This is a genomic window from Roseivirga thermotolerans (assembly GCF_014653175.1).
Lineage (GTDB): Bacteria > Bacteroidota > Bacteroidia > Cytophagales > Cyclobacteriaceae > Roseivirga > Roseivirga thermotolerans.
The window spans coordinates 400,800-416,748 of the sequence record NZ_BNAG01000002.1; the positions used below are offsets into that span (position 1 = coordinate 400,800).

13 protein-coding genes are annotated in these 15,949 nt (G+C 44.7%); 3 read left to right on the top strand and 10 right to left on the bottom strand.

The window, feature by feature from the left end; all coding sequences use genetic code 11:
- Nucleotides 1–29: 29 nt before the first annotated feature.
- A complete protein-coding gene (gene surE / locus IE164_RS07745) occupies nt 30–806 on the top strand; it encodes a 5'/3'-nucleotidase SurE (RefSeq protein ID WP_189629642.1) in 777 nt (258 codons plus the stop codon).
- A 33-nt stretch (nt 807–839) separates the two neighbouring features.
- On the opposite strand, the gene IE164_RS07750 is transcribed toward surE, so the two are convergent.
- From IE164_RS07750 to IE164_RS07775, 6 genes are all read right to left on the bottom strand, one after another.
- Complete coding sequence (locus IE164_RS07750) at nt 840–1,448, bottom strand: MCP four helix bundle domain-containing protein (RefSeq protein ID WP_189629643.1); 609 nt, start codon at nt 1,446–1,448, stop codon at nt 840–842.
- A gap of 4 nt (nt 1,449–1,452) precedes the next feature.
- Complete coding sequence (locus IE164_RS07755; protein WP_229838579.1) at nt 1,453–1,935, bottom strand: VOC family protein; 483 nt, start codon at nt 1,933–1,935, stop codon at nt 1,453–1,455.
- 95 nt (nt 1,936–2,030) lie between these two features.
- The gene (locus IE164_RS07760; protein WP_189629644.1) at nt 2,031–2,483 is read right to left on the bottom strand and encodes a GNAT family N-acetyltransferase; all 453 of its coding nucleotides are present in this window, start codon (nt 2,481–2,483) and stop codon (nt 2,031–2,033) included.
- 245 nt (nt 2,484–2,728) lie between these two features.
- Nucleotides 2,729–3,199 (bottom strand): SRPBCC family protein, encoded by a 471-nt coding sequence (locus tag IE164_RS07765; RefSeq protein ID WP_189629645.1) that lies wholly within the window; start codon nt 3,197–3,199, stop codon nt 2,729–2,731.
- A gap of 49 nt (nt 3,200–3,248) precedes the next feature.
- Nucleotides 3,249–3,494, bottom strand: coding sequence for a membrane protein insertion efficiency factor YidD (gene yidD / locus IE164_RS07770; protein WP_189629646.1), 246 nt, complete (start codon nt 3,492–3,494; stop codon nt 3,249–3,251).
- 72 nt (nt 3,495–3,566) lie between these two features.
- Nucleotides 3,567–5,039, bottom strand: coding sequence for a PAS domain-containing sensor histidine kinase (locus IE164_RS07775; RefSeq protein ID WP_189629647.1), 1,473 nt, complete (start codon nt 5,037–5,039; stop codon nt 3,567–3,569).
- Nucleotides 5,040–5,378: 339 nt separating this feature from the next.
- Between IE164_RS07775 and IE164_RS07780 the strand changes: the two genes are divergently transcribed.
- The gene (locus IE164_RS07780; protein ID WP_189629648.1) at nt 5,379–8,492 is read left to right on the top strand and encodes a glycosyl hydrolase; all 3,114 of its coding nucleotides are present in this window, start codon (nt 5,379–5,381) and stop codon (nt 8,490–8,492) included.
- Nucleotides 8,493–8,630: 138 nt separating this feature from the next.
- Here the strand turns inward: IE164_RS07780 and dcd are convergent, their stop codons facing one another.
- The 3 genes from dcd to folE form a co-directional block, all read right to left on the bottom strand.
- Entirely contained in the window at nt 8,631–9,155 is a 525-nt protein-coding gene (dcd, locus tag IE164_RS07785; RefSeq protein ID WP_189629649.1) for a dCTP deaminase, read from the bottom strand.
- A gap of 106 nt (nt 9,156–9,261) precedes the next feature.
- The gene (cysS, locus tag IE164_RS07790) at nt 9,262–10,773 is read right to left on the bottom strand and encodes a cysteine--tRNA ligase (RefSeq protein WP_189629650.1); all 1,512 of its coding nucleotides are present in this window, start codon (nt 10,771–10,773) and stop codon (nt 9,262–9,264) included.
- Nucleotides 10,770–11,462, bottom strand: coding sequence for a GTP cyclohydrolase I FolE (gene folE, locus IE164_RS07795; RefSeq protein WP_189629651.1), 693 nt, complete (start codon nt 11,460–11,462; stop codon nt 10,770–10,772). The genes cysS and folE overlap by 4 nt, the downstream gene beginning before the upstream one ends.
- A 493-nt stretch (nt 11,463–11,955) precedes the next feature.
- On the opposite strand from folE, the gene IE164_RS07800 reads away from it, so the two are divergent.
- Nucleotides 11,956–13,350, top strand: coding sequence for a cation:proton antiporter domain-containing protein (locus IE164_RS07800; protein WP_189629652.1), 1,395 nt, complete (start codon nt 11,956–11,958; stop codon nt 13,348–13,350).
- A gap of 2 nt (nt 13,351–13,352) precedes the next feature.
- Here the strand turns inward: IE164_RS07800 and priA are convergent, their stop codons facing one another.
- Entirely contained in the window at nt 13,353–15,869 is a 2,517-nt protein-coding gene (gene priA / locus IE164_RS07805; RefSeq protein ID WP_189629653.1) for a replication restart helicase PriA, read from the bottom strand.
- Between the last annotated feature and the right edge of the window lie 80 nt (nt 15,870–15,949).

The following is a 15,949-nucleotide window of genomic DNA, read 5'->3' on the forward strand; positions in this document are numbered from 1 at the left end:
CTCAATCTTATATCCAATATCTTTAGGGCATGTCAAAACCACTTATTCTAGTAACCAACGATGACGGAATTGTGTCTAACGGTATTCGTGTGTTGGCTGAAGTAATGTCAGAAATAGGCGAGGTAATTGTGGTAGCCCCCGATAGTCCTCAATCGGGTATGGGGCATGCCATTACGATTGGCGAACCACTACGTCTTATTCCTTCCGATTTGTTCGATGACTTGGGCATAAAGGCCTTCAAGTGCTCTGGCACACCGGCCGATTGTGTAAAGCTGGCCAAGCACCATGTGCTCAAAGAGAAAAACCCCGACCTGGTGGTTAGTGGTATCAATCATGGAAGCAATTTGGCTGTGAGTGTATTGTACTCCGGCACGATGTCGGCTGCTATTGAAGGAGCTATAGAAGGCTACCCTTCCATAGGCTATTCACTGGCCGATTTTAGCCATGATGCCGATTTTTCGCACACACGAGACTATGTAAAGAAGATAGCCCAAGAGGTGCTTTCCAAAGGCCTGGCCAAAGGAGTAGCTCTTAATGTAAACTTTCCTCCCAAACAGAATCAGCGTATTCAGGGCATAAAAATTTGCCGACAGGCCAAGGCCCACTGGGAAGAAGAGTTCGATCATAGAAAAGACCCATACGGACGTCCGTACTTCTGGCTGGCCGGAAACTTTGTGAATAATGACAAAGGGGAAGATACCGATGTGTGGGCCGTAGACCACAACTACGTGGCGGTGGTGCCTTGCCAATACGATATGACGGCCCATCATAGCATTGCCCAAATCAATGACGATTGGGATATTTAGACCATCAAGAGTTACTGGTTTTGCACTGTGGCTTTAGTTGAGATGGTGCTGCTTAAAAGGTTTGGGTTTTAGGCTTTTCGATGAAAATACCAGGGCCTGAATGACGATACCAAGAAAAATAATAATGCCCATTTCCAGTTGAGATGAGGTTAAACTGCCCAAAATAAGGCTTTCAGACTTATCGTATAGCGAAGCCCCCTCATCGGTCTGAATGGTGGAAAGCGCATTGAGGTGCTCTATGGCTTCCTGATTCATTGCTGTTTTTTCAAGACTGGCATCATGCTGATCGAACCGGGCCAAAGTAGCTTTTAGTGCTTCAAAGTGTTCTTTCTCTTCCGGAGTCAGGTAGGTTTTGGCATAGAGACTAAGCAGTTGCTGTCGTTCTTGTTTCAGGTCGTTCAACTGGGCGGTGAGTTGCTCACTGCTGCCCAACAGGCAATCGTTTTGCTGTTGTAGGTTGTTGTAGAGTTTAAAAATATAGCTTTCAACCAACAGCCGGTCCTGATAGATAGAAGAAATAGATTCTTCAAGTTTTTTGAATCTTCTTCTTTCCGAAAGGTTGTTAAAAAGTATTAGGGCCATAATTGCAGCCAGAATACCTGCAGCAGTTAGCTTTTGTTGAATGCCGTATGTCCACTTCATAAGTTTAGTCTTTATATAAGTCGTCAATTTCTATTTTAGTCATTCGCATCAGGGCTTTTTGCGTTCGGGGAGCTGTTTTTGGATCGGTCATTAACCGCCCCAAAACGGATGGTATAATCTGCCATGATAATCCGAATTTATCTGTAAGCCAGCCGCAACGTCCCGGGTTGCCCCCTTCGCTTAGTTTTGCCCAATAGTGATCAATTTCTTGCTGGTTAGCACACTCCACTACCAACGAAACGGCAGGGTTGAGATGGTAGGTTGGGCCTCCATTCATGGCCATGTACTGCTGGCCATTGAGCCTGAATAACGCCATAAAACCATTGCCTCCGAGGTGTTCGGAGTGTTCGAACAAACTGCAATAGAACTCAGCGGCCTGTTGGGCTTCGTTGTTGTACCATAAGCATGTATACGGTCCGTTCATGGCTGCCGAACTATGTTTTTTCTTTACGGTATAAGGGTTTCCTGACACAGTGAGACCAGACAAAAAATGTATGACTTAAGTTGAGATAAAAAAAGGAATAATAAAAGTCTTCTGTGATTGGAAGAGTATGATTGAAACGACCGGCAGGTAGCTATTTGCTATTTCAACAATAGATCATACGTGTTGTTTTTATGAGCAACAAAGCCAAGCCTTTTATACAATTTAAGGGCTCTAGTATTGGTGGGAGTCACTTCGAGCTGGAGAGCTACTGCCTGAGCAAAGCGTGATTGAACCAGATAATCAATAAAACGGGAGGCTATTCCCCGTGAGCGGTAGTGAGACTCAATAAACAGCTCATCGATGGCAAGGATATTACCTCCAAACTCATTGCTCCAGAAGTTTATAAGAATGGCATAACCTATAAGTTTTCCGTCTTGCTCCATAACCATTATGGTGCCTCTTTGGGGCTCGCTGGCAAGTATGGAAAACGTTCTTTGAATTTTTTCTGTTGTTACCGAATGAGACCCTTCGTCTTCCCGGTAAAGCTTGATTATCATCGCTAATATGGAAGAATAATCTTTCTGCGCGAAAGGTCTGAAAACCGTTTTCATCTTATTCGTTTTTTGTGGGTTACTGAAGCAAACGACATAAAATGATCTGCAGACAAGGGATGTAGTAGAAATGGTCATGTGAATGTCAATATCGAACGACCAACGCATTGTTCCGGCCTCTAAGAGGACAAGAGCAGGCATGGCAAGTAGAAGAGCAGCATAGTGATAATCCGTCAGCCGTGAACAATAGGCTTGCAGGTTCAGAAAGTCATTTATTTAGCGAAAGGTATGGTGCCATTCATTGGCTAGATGAAAGACTTCCATTCACCCGATTCGGCAATTTGTTTTATTACATGATTCCGTTTTTTCAATAAGTTGGTCATGTAAGCTCTGAGAAAGAGTATGTTGGCTAATTTTCCTATTACTCCCAAAGGTGACTGGAACTCAAAGATATCGGTCATTAAGGTGTTATTTTCTATTCGTTCAAAAATGTGCTGGTGCTCGAAACTCCGAAAGATTCCTTTTTGCATGACATCGATAAACTGATGAGGTCTTTCTAAGTGAGTAATTTTAACGGTTAGTGTTTGGTAAATTCCAAGGTGTCTTGCCCTCCAGGTCACAGTTTCGCCTAATTCAATGAGGCCGGTGGTTCTTCCACGTATTGCTGTTTCATTAGTATGTCGGGTTGAAAGAATATGTATATCAATGCTTCTGCTAAGGTCAAAAACCCTTTCGATTGGGGCCTTAACCAAAGTCTTAATGGTTATTATGGGCATTTCGGATGGGTTGGCAATTAGTCATCATTACATCTAGCAACTGTTAATCCTAAAACCACCTTTGTCCCTCTCTTTTGGGCACCGGGTCGTAGCCATGGCCTCCCCAGGGGTGGCAACGACTAAACCTTCTCAGACCCATCCAGGAACCTCTGAGAGGCCCCCATTCTTTAATGGCCTGAACCGTGTAAGAGGAGCAGGTGGGGGAGTAGCGGCAATTGGCTCCCAACATGGGGGAGATGGCATACTGGTAAACTTTTACCGGAAAAATGAAAATAGCGATTAGCAATTTGCGCACGCTGAAAGATACGGGCTGTGCTTAGATATAGCAACAATTGCTAAGTAGTTTACGCGATAGTTTTGGTGCCAATCAGAGCGGAATTGTAAAGAAAAACGTACTGCCTTTTTCAAGTTCAGATTCTACCCATATGGTACCTCCATGAAGCTCGGCTATCTTCTGGCAATGGGCCAAGCCTATACCCGTGCCCTGGTAGTCATCGTAGCTGTGAAGCCTGTGAAAGATTTTGAAAATATTGGTTTTACTTTCCTTATCGATACCAATGCCATTGTCTTTGACCCCAAATTTCCAGAAAGTGTCAACCAACTGAGCAGAAATCTCAATGGTTGGGGGAATATCCGCTTTATGAAATTTGAGCGCATTAGAAATGAGGTTTTGAAACAATAATCTTAGCTCGGTTCGGTAACACTGTATCACGGGTAGTTTCCCTATGATTATCTTGGCTTGTGCTTCTTTAATGGCCAGTGAAAGATCGTTTGTTACCGCTTCCACCAATTCTTGGCAGTCGGCAGTAACGAGCGTGCGGTCTATACCTATTTGGCTATAGTCCAGCAGATCACTAATGAGCTTGCTCATTCGGTTTACGCTGCTGTTCATGAGGTCTATGAGGGTTTCTCCTTCCTCATTGAAGGAGCCGCCATATTTCTTTTGAAGTAAGTTGCACACACTGCTCATGGTGCGGAGGGGTTCCTTGAGGTCGTGGCCGGCCACATAGGCAAAGTTTTCCAGTTCCTTATTCTTGTCCAGCAACTGCTGATTAAATTCTGCAAGCTTCTTCTCGTCAGCCTTTTGCTTAGTCACATCCTGGCAGGTGCCTATCATTTCTATAACCTCACCCCTGGCATTGGTAAACACCTTACCCACCAGATGAATAATTTTAATCTGGCCCTGACCGGTTTTTATTCGATGAAAGAAATCATAGAATTTTTTATCCCGGATTATACGCTCAACCTGTTCAGTCACATACTCCTTATCTTCCTCATATACATAGCTAAAGTAAGTGGCGTATGTAAGATCCTCTTCTCTACTTTGATGGAAAAGGGTATAAAGATTGTCGGACCAGATAACCTCATTGGTCACAGTATCCCATTGCCAGTGACCAACCTGAGTCAGCTCTTCCGCAAGCCCCAGTAGTTCATTCTTTTTCACCAGTTCGGCCTCGGTTTTATGGCGCTCCGTGATATCCAGTATAATTACCGAAACAAAAGTGCCTTGCTCAGTTTGAAAGGGAGAGAGACCAATTTCCATAGGAAACTCTTCTCCGCTTTTTCTTAAGCCTACGGCAGGCACTCCATTGCCCACTGTGTAGGGAGTAGGGTTTTTGTAATACTCCACTCTTTTTTCGGCATTCATACTGGTGAAGTAGCCTGGCACAAGCATGCTTGCTTTCTTACCCCTAAGCTCACTGGGCTTATAGCCAAAGGTGGACTCTATTCGGTGATTGGCGAATACAATTTCGCCCTCAGTGTTTACTATGAGTAAGTTATTGGGGAGTTCTTCTACAACGGATGGGGCAATTTTATTCATGAAATCATCTGTAGCCATACCTTTCGTTTATTGTTAAGCTGTTGAATTATAGCTTAATATATGTCTGTTGAGGCTGCTTGAGCCTTGGCTTCTGGGTGAGGGGTGAGGATTAAGTTGGGAGGTCTTGAAACAGACCACTGGAAGTCATTCCTTGCCGCTTAATCCATAAATTAATCTCACAATATACGAAAATCAATGGAAATAGCCTCGTGAATCTAGGGATAACCGAGGTTTAAATAATAAGTGAATAAGCATGGTTTAGGAAGAGAACCTTTTCTGCTCAACCCAAGTTGGGGTAGGCATGACTCACTAAATCCATTCAATTCCTTATCTTACAGAGAACATCCACTTAAACCTATGAATAAGCTATTTTTTTGTATTGCACTTATCTTTTCAGTATTGGAGGTTGCCGCACAGTCGGCCGATCAATACTTTCAACCTTTAAAATATAGAAACATTGGGCCCTTTAGAGGGGGGAGGTCAGTTAATGCCATGGGAGTTGTGGGCAACCCCACCACCTATTATATGGGTACTACGGGCGGTGGTCTTTGGAAAACGGAGGATGCAGGTCAGCGCTGGTTTAATATTTCCGATGGCTTTTTTAAGACGGGCTCCGTGGGGGCAATAGCCGTTTCAGAGGCTCAACCCAATATTATTTATGTGGGCATGGGTGAACATGCTCCAAGAGGGGTGATGACCAGCTATGGCGATGGTGTTTATAAATCAACCGATTCTGGCAAAACCTGGAAACATATGGGCCTGGAGGCCACTCAGCATATTGCAAGAATTGTAGTACACCCCTCCAATCCCGACATAGTTTGGGTGGCCGCTCAGGGAGCCTTGCACGGCCCCAATAAGGAAAGAGGTATTTACAAGTCGGTCGATGGTGGAATGACCTGGAAGCAGGTGCTTTTTGTCAATGAATCGACAGGCTGTAGTGAACTTTCTTTGGATATGAATGCCCCTAATACGCTTTATGCTACCATGTGGGAACACGAACGGAAACCATGGAAGGTAATCAGCGGAGGAGAAGGTAGCGGAGTATATAAAAGTATGGATGGTGGTGAGTCTTGGTTCAAGATAGAAAAAGGCCTGCCCAATGAACTTGGTAAAATGGCCATAGCGGTGAGCAGGGCTAACTCTGATAAGGTGTATGCACTCATTGAGAGCGATTCTAATAAAGACCTTGGTGGCTTGTTTGTGTCTAACAATGCCGGCAAAAGTTGGAGCCGTGTAAGTGACGACAACCGGCTTACACAAAGGGCTTGGTATTACACGGAAGTATTTACCGACCCAAACGATGAACATACGGTATATGTGCTCAGTGCTCCTGCCTTAAAGTCTATTGATGGTGGTAAAACCTGGCAAAGAATTACCGGCACACACGGAGACTATCATGATTTATGGATTAACCCAAACAACTCCAAAAACATGGTTATTGCCAACGATGGAGGTGCAGCCATTAGCTTTGATGGGGGTGAGCACTGGTCTACCCAGTCGAATATGCCTACGGCACAGTTTTACAGGATTAACGTAGATAACCTCTTTCCTTATAACATATATGGTGGTCAGCAGGATAACAGCTCTGTGAAGATTGCCAGCATGGCTTTGGGATCCGGAAGTATTGGAGAGAGAAACTGGTGGCCATCGGCCGGTGGAGAAAGCGCCTTTTTGGCTTTCGATCCGGATAACCCTCGTTACGTTATGGGCGGAAGCTACCTGGGCACAATAGAACTAATGGATATGGAGTCTAACGGAAGTACCAATGTGATGGAGGCACCCATTCAGTATTTGGGAAAGGCAGCCCGAGACATGAAGTACCTCTTTAACTGGAACGCGCCCATCATTTGGTCTAAACATGAACCTGGAACCTTCTACCATGCTGCCCAAAAGGTATTGAGAACCAGAGATAAAGGAATAACCTGGGAAGAAATATCGCCCGATCTCACCAGGAATATCGATGAAAAGCAAGGTAACGGTGGAGGACCATATACCAACGAGGCGGTTGGAGCAGAAAACTATGGAACCATTGCCTACCTTATGGAGTCGCCTCATGAAGCCGGAGTTTTCTGGACGGGCAGTGACGATGGTTTGGTGCACCTGACCCGAGACAACGGAAAAACCTGGCAAAACGTGACCCCTAAGGGCTTGCAAGAGTGCCTGGTTAACGCCATTGAAGTGTCTCCTCACGATCCGGCTACGGCCTATATTGCCACCACCCGATACAAGTTCAATGATAAGACCCCTGCCATTTACAAAACCACCAATTATGGCCAAAGCTGGACCAATATAAGCGAAGGAATTCCTTATGGAGCCTTCACACGGGTGGTTAGGGAAGATAAGAAGAGAAAAGATTTGCTCTATGCCGGAACAGAAACCGGTATCTATATCTCCTGGAATGGTGGTAAAAAATGGGAGCCTTTTCAACTCAATATGCCCGTTACACCTATTAATGACCTGATGGTTCACCAGGACGACCTCATTGTGGCCACCTCGGGCCGATCGTTTTGGATATTGGATGATTTGAGCCTGCTTGCACAGTATGAGAATAAGCCGGGGGTAAAGCTATATGAACCGGCCAAAACTGTATACGGAAGTTGGAGCAGTCCGCTGAACGGAAATAGTGCTGATGGTACCAGCGATTTTGCCGGTGTAAATCCGGCCAGTGGTATGGTCATATACTATGAGTTACCTAAAGGGTTTTCGGGCGATGTGGAGTTGGAGATTGCCGATGCCAATGGGCGCCTGATACGGAGGCTGAGCTCCAAAGAACAGAAAGATTTTGTAGCGTACGATGGTGGGCCTTCACGTGCTCCAAGACTCAGTGCCAATGAGGGGTTAAACCGATTTGTTTGGGATACCCGACACCCCATTATGCCCGGAGTTACGCATGTGTATATTGAGGGTAGTTATAATGGGCATAAGGTGGCTCCCGGTGAATATCAGCTTAGGCTGAAGGCGGCTGACCAAACACTCACAACCAAAGCCACCATTGTAGCGAATCCGTTGTACGATGTAAGTAATGACGACTACATGGCTTACGATGCCATAATGTCGGAGATGGAGGCTAATCTAACACAAATGCACCGTACGGTTAATCAGCTCTATAAAGTCCGTCATCAACTCAAGACCATCACTGAAACCCTGGAAGGAGACTTGAAGGAGGAAAGCGAGGCACTAATTGAGGCGCTCACAGCCTGGGACAATGATATGGTTCAGCGTATGTCTAAGGCCTATGACGATGTGGAGAACTTTCCAAACAAATTTACGGCAGAGTACTTGTTCTTAATTAATCAGGCTGAGAGCAGTATTCCTAAAGTTACGCAGGCTGTTCGCGACCGCAAGGCGGAGCTGGATGCTCAATGGAAGAGGTATGAAGCCCAGGCCCGGGAGTGGATGAATAGTACCATACCCGGCCTCAATGAGAAATTGTGGAATGCAGGCATTGGCGCCATACGTCTCGGAAAATAAACGTGTTTTTCTGGGTTGAACCAGAGCACCCGGCTTGGTCGATACAAATAGAGGTGGCTGAGCAGATAGATAGCTAAGTCAAACGGCTCTGAACTTTAAAGTGACTAAAAGTGCAGAGCCGTTTTCTGTGTATAAAGCTTATTTCTTTTCGAAGTCTTTATAAAGCATACTGGCCTGAATGCCATTGTTGTTTTGGTATTTGCCGTTTTGGTAGGTATCGTAGTCGCCTTCAATAGTGTGGTAAAATATCTGGCAAATATCTACTCCCGCATAAATGCGAATAGGCTGCACACAGAAAATCTCCAGTGTCCAGAACCCGTTAAAACCAACGTCCCCAAAGCCTGCGGTTACGTGAATGAACAAACCAAGGCGGCCAATGGAACTTCTTCCTTCCAGCATTGGAACAAACTTGGAAGTTTCTGTTTTTTCAACCGTGCGCCCCAGATAGAGTTTACCTGTTTCCAGGAGCAAACCTTCTTCAGGAATGGTAAGGCGTTCCACTGGGTTAGGAGTCTTCATGTCCAACACCGGATTGGTATATACCATAAGCTCATTGTGAAGCTTAAGGTTGTAGCTATTGGGGTTTAGCTGCGACTCATTGAAAGGCTCAATGTTAATGCCTTTGCCAATCTCTCGCTTTATTTCTCTTCCTGAAAGAATCATAGGTTATCACAAATCTATACGTTCATTAGCCAATTGTACCCAGTCATCTTAGGCAATGGTCTAATGCATTTTTCTATCGTTAAGGCCTTGTATATTTTAAGCAGTGTTAGTCTATGGTGTAAGACATTTCACCACCTTTCTCATCTTTGAGCTGAATACCTGCGGCCTTCAAGTCGTCTCTAATTTTGTCAGACAGTGCGTAATTTTTGCTGAATTTAGCTTGCTTTCTTAGTTCTATCAATACCTGCATGGCCCCATCCAACACATTGTTGTTTTGCGCCAGGTCTGTTTCGTTCTTTAGGCCCAACACATCGAATATAATGCCTCTGAAGTGTGTAATTACCCAGTTAAAGATGTCAGCATCTATTTTTGCCAGTTCAGCAGGCTGCTGATAGTAGGTGTTTATTTTGGTGCTTACTTCGAAGAGGTTGGCAATGGCTTTGGCCGTGTTAAAGTCATCACTCAGATCTTTAAAGGCCTGCTCAATGTGCTGTTTTAATTCGTTCGATTTCTGCTCATCTACACTGCCTGTTCCGGCAGAAGGAAGCTTTTTTACAAGCGAAAGGCTGGCCATCAAACGCTTATAGCCTTTCTCCGCAGCTTGTAGAGCTTCATTGGAGAAATCGAGTGTGCTGGCATAGTGCGACATGAGCATAAAGAAGCGCACGGTCATGGCCGAGTAGCCTCTTTCCAGCAGCTTGTGGTTGCCTGTGAGGAGCTGCTCAGGGGTAAATCCATTGCCTTCAGATTTGGCCATCTTTCGGCCGTTCACAGTCAGCATGTTGCCATGTACCCAATAATTGGCGCCCCCCTTGTGGCAACAGCCTTTGTTTTGGGCAATTTCGGCTTCATGATGGGGGAATTTCAGATCCATGCCACCACCATGAATGTCAAATTGTTCGCCTAAGTATTTGGTGCTCATTACGGAACACTCCAGATGCCAACCGGGAAAGCCAACTCCCCAGGGCGATGGCCATCGCATAAGGTGACCGCCTTCGGCTTTTTTCCAAAGTGCAAAATCGAGCGGGTCGTTTTTCTGATCCTGGCCGGTGAGCTCTCTGGTATTGGAGAGCATTTCGTCTATGTTGCGGCCACTCAATTCACCATACTGATGGTCTTTGTTGTATTTTCTAACATCGAAATAGACCGAACCATCTTTTTCGTAGGCATAGCCGTTGGCAATAATTTGCTTAATAAACTCTATTTGCTCCACAATATGGCCGGTGGCCGTTGGCTCAATGGAGGGGGGCAGAGCATTGAATAGGCGCATTACATCGTGAAACCCGTTGGTGTACTTCTGTACAATTTCCATGGGTTCCAGTTCTTCCAGTCGGGCTTTTTTGGCAATCTTATCTTCTCCTTCGTCTGCATCGCCCACCAGGTGGCCCACATCGGTAATATTTCTTACATAACGAACTTTGTAGCCTAGGTAAAGTAAGTACCTAAACATGATGTCGAAAGACACAAAGGTTCTCACATTCCCCAAGTGTACATCGCTATACACGGTAGGGCCGCACACATACATGCCTACGCGGCCTTCATGTATGGGTTTGAAAACTTCCTTTTGTTTGTTTAGAGAATTGTAAATACTTACCGGATACTGTTCGTATAGGCTCATTTCAACGGGTTGTTGATGTAAGTCAGAAATTCTTTTTTAGTTGTTTCTTCATTGAACTTGCCACCATACTCTACCGTAACGGTGCTGGAAGATTGGTCAGAGGCTCCACGAGAGCTCACACACATATGTTCGGCATCTATGTACACGGCTACGTCTTCAGTGCCGAGGCTTTGTTGCATTTCGTTGAGAATCTGTAGGGCCAATCGCTCCTGAACCTGCGGTCTTCGGGCATAATAGTCTACAATACGGTTGATCTTAGAAAGACCAATTACCTTATCGTTGGGTATGTAGGCCACATGTGCTTTTCCCACTATAGGTAAAAAGTGGTGTTCGCAGTTGCTGTAGAGTGTAATATTCTTTTCTACCAGCATTTGGTTGTACTGGTATTTGTTCTCAAAGGTAGACATGGAAGGTTTGTGCTTCTCATTCAGTCCTTTGAAAAGCTCATTCACATAAAGTTTAGCTACCCGTTTTGGAGTACCTCGCAGGCTGTCATCGGTTAGGTCGAGGCCAAGAGTATGCATAATCTTCTCGAAGTAGCCCTGAATCAGCTCTATTTTCTCAGCATCTGTCAGGTCAAAAGCATCTTCCCGCAGGGGGGTAGCTATCGATGTCATCACATGGTCATTTCCCAGCTCCTCAATTTCCTTCAAAAGCTCCTCAGACGACTTGTTCGAATTTTTTTCCATTCAATTGATTTCTTGCGTTAACACTTCTACTCGCCAACTGCGAAAAAGTTGGGCAAAAGTACGATTAATTCCTATGGTATTAAAATTGGTCTTAGATAACTATTCAATGCTCTAAATGATTCATTATTTACCCCTGAAGCAGATAATTATTTATAAATAGTTGCTTGTTCAATAGCCGCTTTGAAAGGGCTAAGTCATTGTTGGTCTGAGTATTGAATAGTTGTCCTCTTAGAATCTGGGTTTTTGGATGGTTTTGGTAAGATGGCCGGCATGAAACATTCGGGCCGTTTTAGCGCTTTACTATGCTAAAACACTCCAACCATTCATAAGGACGGGTGGGGGCAATTCGAGAAAAAAAGCTTACTTGAGAAACTGAACGAGTAGCATTTTTTATCTCGACCTAAAATACCTCTCTGTATATTTGGGTGAAAAGGAAGTGACCAGCCAAAAGCAAACGGCAATTTTTAAGCATGTTAACTGTTAATTGACCTAGATGAATGCATATAACCTGATCATAGTTTTAGCCTGCGTAATTATTTTTTCGCATGTTTTTAATTTCATTTCTAAGCGTACCAATATACCGAGTGTAATCCTGCTCATTTTATTGGGTATTGCAGGCAAGTACGCCATGGACTACTATAACTTCAATCAAGATAAGCTCATATTCGGCACTCTTGAGGTGTTGGGTATTGTGGGGCTTATAATGATTGTATTGGAGGCGGCTATAGACTTAAAACTAACTCGTGAAAAATGGCCAATTATCTGGAAATCTTTTACGGTAGCGCTCATTTCGCTGGTAGTTTGTGCTTTTGGTATTTCATTCATTATCAATCAGGTTTTTAGAGAAGATCCCATTATTTCGTTGGTATATGCAGTGCCGCTTTCCATTATGAGCAGTGCTATTGTAATTCCTTCCGTGACACGGCTTGCAAAAGACAAAAAGGAGTTCATGATATATGAGAGCACCTTTTCCGATATACTGGGCATTATGTTTTTCTACTTTTTGGTAGAAAATGTGGGAGTAGAGTCTACCAATCAGGTTATCTATAGCATTGTGGGCAATATCATTATTACCATAGTCATTTCGGTGATTGTGAGCTATGCCCTGGTAATGTTGTTTCAGCGCTTGGAGGGCGATGTAAAATTATTCATGCTCATTGCCGTACTCATTTTGCTGTACGCCATAGGCAAGCAACTACACCTTTCATCGCTTGTCATTATTTTGGTATTTGGCCTGTTGCTCAACAACATCAACTTGTTTTTTGTGGGTAAGCTCAAGGAGTTTATCAATGAAAACACGGTAAACAGTATACTAAAAGACCTGCATCTGGTCACACGCGAGTCGGCCTTTGTGGTACGTACCTTCTTTTTTGTGGTGTTTGGCACTACCATAGACCTCAAGGCCTTGCTCAACCTGGAGGTGTTTGCTGTGGGATTGGGTATTGTGGTTTTCTTTTTTGTGGTTCGCTTTGTTTTCTTGAAGGCCTTTATGTGGAAGAAATCCATATTTCCTGAGTTCTTCATTACCCCTCGGGGGCTAATTACGGTACTCTTGTTTTTTAGCATTCCGGAGGAGTTAACCTCGCTTACTTTCAATGCCGATATTATTCTGATTACCATTATTTGTACCAGTATTGTCATGACCTGGGGACTGATTAAGTTTGGTAAAGAGGGCTTGGAAGAAGGGCAGCCTGCGCCTTTAGAAGACTCCGGTCTGTCGTACTTTTTGCAGCGAATGAGCAATTCTTCGCCTGCATCGGCCAAGGAAGTTGTACTGACTGAACAGGCCGAAGAAGCCGTAGAGGCTACGGAAGTGGAGCCGGAGGCCAATGAAGAAAAAGGAGAAGGGGAAGAGCATAAACCTGATAAGGAAGAGCCCGAAAAGTAATATCAATAGGGGTCCACATCAGCTACTACTTCTACCGATTTAAATTCGTTGGTTTTAAGCAGCTCCAGTTGGGCCTTTTGGATAAGCTGTTTTACAGCCTCCATCTTGTACTTCTTCTCAATTTTCAGGAAAATATCCATCAGGAATTTGTCTCTGATTTTGTTAATGAGCGGTTCTTGCGGCCCCAATACTCTACCGGCTCCAAGGTCTTCTTTTAATAGATTGCTAAGGGTTTGGGCAGCCTGCTGAGTAAGCTTTTTGTCCTTGCTTCTCAGCAATAGGTGTATCATGCGGGTGTAAGGAGGGTAGTGATATTGCTTTCTTTCACGCATTTCTCCGTGATAGAAGGCGTGGTAGTCTCCTTTTCGGATGAGCTCGATAATGTGTTGATCGGGGTTGCGACTCTGAATAACCACCTTACCCTGGGTTTCCCTTCTTCCGGCACGGCCACTTACCTGAGTGACCATCTGAAAGGTGCGCTCAAAAGACCGAAAATCAGGGAAGTGGATCATGCGGTCTACATCGAATACGCCCACAAGGCTGACCTTGTCGAAATCGAGTCCCTTAGAAACCATTTGTGTACCCACCAGAATATCTATTTCACCTTTTTCGAACTCCTGAATAATGTTTTGGTAGGCATATTTGGCTCGGGTAGTTTCCAAATCCATTCGCTGCACACGGGCTTTAGGAAAAATGAGCTTTAGCTCTTCTTCAATTTTTTCGGTACCAATTCCTACGGTATGTATTTTTGTACTGCCACATGCAGGACAAACCAGAGGAACGGCTTGTTTGTGGCCGCAATAGTGACAGTTGAGCTGGTTTTTATACTGATGGTAGGTGAGGCTTACCGCACAGCGCGTACACTCCGGTATAAACCCGCAGGTTTCGCAGGTGAGGTAGTTGGAGTAGCCCCGTCTGTTCTGAAAAATAATGGCCTGTTCTTTTTTTTCAAGCACTTCGGCAATGGCCTCAATGAGTACGGAGCTAAAGTCGCCCACATTGGTTTTTCGCTTACGTTCTTCGGTAAGATTGGCCACTACTATGTGCGGCAAGCTCGCTTCGTTGTATCGCTCAAAGAGTTCTACCAGTCCATATTTTTTTTGCAGGGCATTGGTATAGGATTCCAATGAGGGAGTAGCCGAGCCAAGCAGTGTTTTGGCACCATGCAAGTGAGCCAGAAAAAGCGCAGCATCTCTGGCGTGATACCTCGGAGCCGGATCGTATTGTTTGTAGCTCGATTCATGGGCTTCGTCTACTACAATCAGCCCCAGATTGTGGAAAGGAAGGAAAATACTGCTCCTAACGCCTACAATAAAATCAAAGCGGCCCTCCATAAGCCCGTACCAAACTTCTACCCGTTCGTTGTCAGAGAATTTAGAGTGATACACGCCCATTCGGTCGCCAAAGATTTTTCGAAGCCGCTGTACAATTTGCGCGGTAAGTGCAATTTCCGGCAAGAGGTACAATACCTGCTGGCCGCTTTCCAGTGCTCCTTGAATAAGGTCTATGTATATTTCTGTTTTTCCGCTTCCGGTAATGCCATGAAGCAACACGGTAGGATGCTCTTGAAACTGACTGATGATTTGGTGTCGTGCTTCTTCTTGCTTTTCGCTTAGAACCAGTGGTTTTGGCTCAAAAGCCTGGTCTTCTTCGAAACGAGAAATAATTTGTTCAAACTCTATAAATATCCCGTTTTTGATCAATGTTTTTAAAGAGGAGGCCGATAGACCGTTTTGTTGAAAGTCTGACTTAGGTAGGCCCTGTTGGTTTTTATTTGGTTCCTGAAACACGGGCACTTCGCGCAGATAATAGAGTAGTATATCGGCTTGTTTGGGGCTCTTTTCCAACTGCTGAAACAGTTCGTCTAATTGATTTTCATGAGCCAGAAAATCGCCATGCAATCGTACTTTCTTAATTTTTCGGGGTTTGTAGCGCTCTTTTACTTCTTCATAAATAATGATGAGTTCCTTTTGAACCAGTGATTTTATGTACTTGTAGGCACTTTTGAGTTCGAGAATATCGGCTGCTTCTCTATAACTCAAGGAGTCTTTATTTTCCAGGGCCGAAAGCAGCAAAACCTCCCGATCGTCTAAAGTCAGATCTGTGTCGTTCCAGTCGTAGTGAGGGTGTAGTTGTATTTTAGATTCGCTGCTCAGTTTTAGTCCTGAAGGAAGGGCGGCATTGAGCACTTCTCCAAAGGTGCAGAGGTAGTAGCTGCTCATCCACTTCATTAGGCTGACTTGCTGTGGAGTAACTATGGGTTCAGCATCGAGTATATCGAGCAGGGGTTTGGCCGAATACACTTCGGGGGCCTTCCGGTGTATGGAGTCTATAATGCCGGTTACTACCTTTTGTCTGCCAAATTGCACAATTACCCGCACTCCGGGCTTCGCCAGTTCCTGAAACTCGGTAGGAACTCTGTAGGTGAAAAGCCGGGCAATGGGTATGGGTAGTGCCACATCGGCAAAGTAGGTAGTCTCCCCTTCAGGGGCATCGATATTGAGTTGAAGTGACGACAATTGGCTCCTCTAAATCAAGGGTTGAAGATATTAATTATAGCCTAGTGAGCGATGGCGTATGGCCGGAATGTGGCGGAAAA

Bases quoted from the DNA above. Each gene is read 5' to 3' on its own strand.
- surE (WP_189629642.1), top strand. From the start codon at position 30: ATGTCAAAACCACTTATTCTAGTAACCAACGATGACGGAATTGTGTCT.
- IE164_RS07750 (WP_189629643.1), bottom strand. From the start codon at position 1,448: ATGAAGTGGACATACGGCATTCAACAAAAGCTAACTGCTGCAGGTATT.
- IE164_RS07760 (WP_189629644.1), bottom strand. From the start codon at position 2,483: ATGAAAACGGTTTTCAGACCTTTCGCGCAGAAAGATTATTCTTCCATA.
- IE164_RS07765 (WP_189629645.1), bottom strand. From the start codon at position 3,199: ATGCCCATAATAACCATTAAGACTTTGGTTAAGGCCCCAATCGAAAGG.
- IE164_RS07775 (WP_189629647.1), bottom strand. From the start codon at position 5,039: ATGGCTACAGATGATTTCATGAATAAAATTGCCCCATCCGTTGTAGAA.
- IE164_RS07780 (WP_189629648.1), top strand. From the start codon at position 5,379: ATGAATAAGCTATTTTTTTGTATTGCACTTATCTTTTCAGTATTGGAG.
- dcd (WP_189629649.1), bottom strand. From the start codon at position 9,155: ATGATTCTTTCAGGAAGAGAAATAAAGCGAGAGATTGGCAAAGGCATT.
- cysS (WP_189629650.1), bottom strand. From the start codon at position 10,773: ATGAGCCTATACGAACAGTATCCGGTAAGTATTTACAATTCTCTAAAC.
- folE (WP_189629651.1), bottom strand. From the start codon at position 11,462: ATGGAAAAAAATTCGAACAAGTCGTCTGAGGAGCTTTTGAAGGAAATT.
- IE164_RS07800 (WP_189629652.1), top strand. From the start codon at position 11,956: ATGAATGCATATAACCTGATCATAGTTTTAGCCTGCGTAATTATTTTT.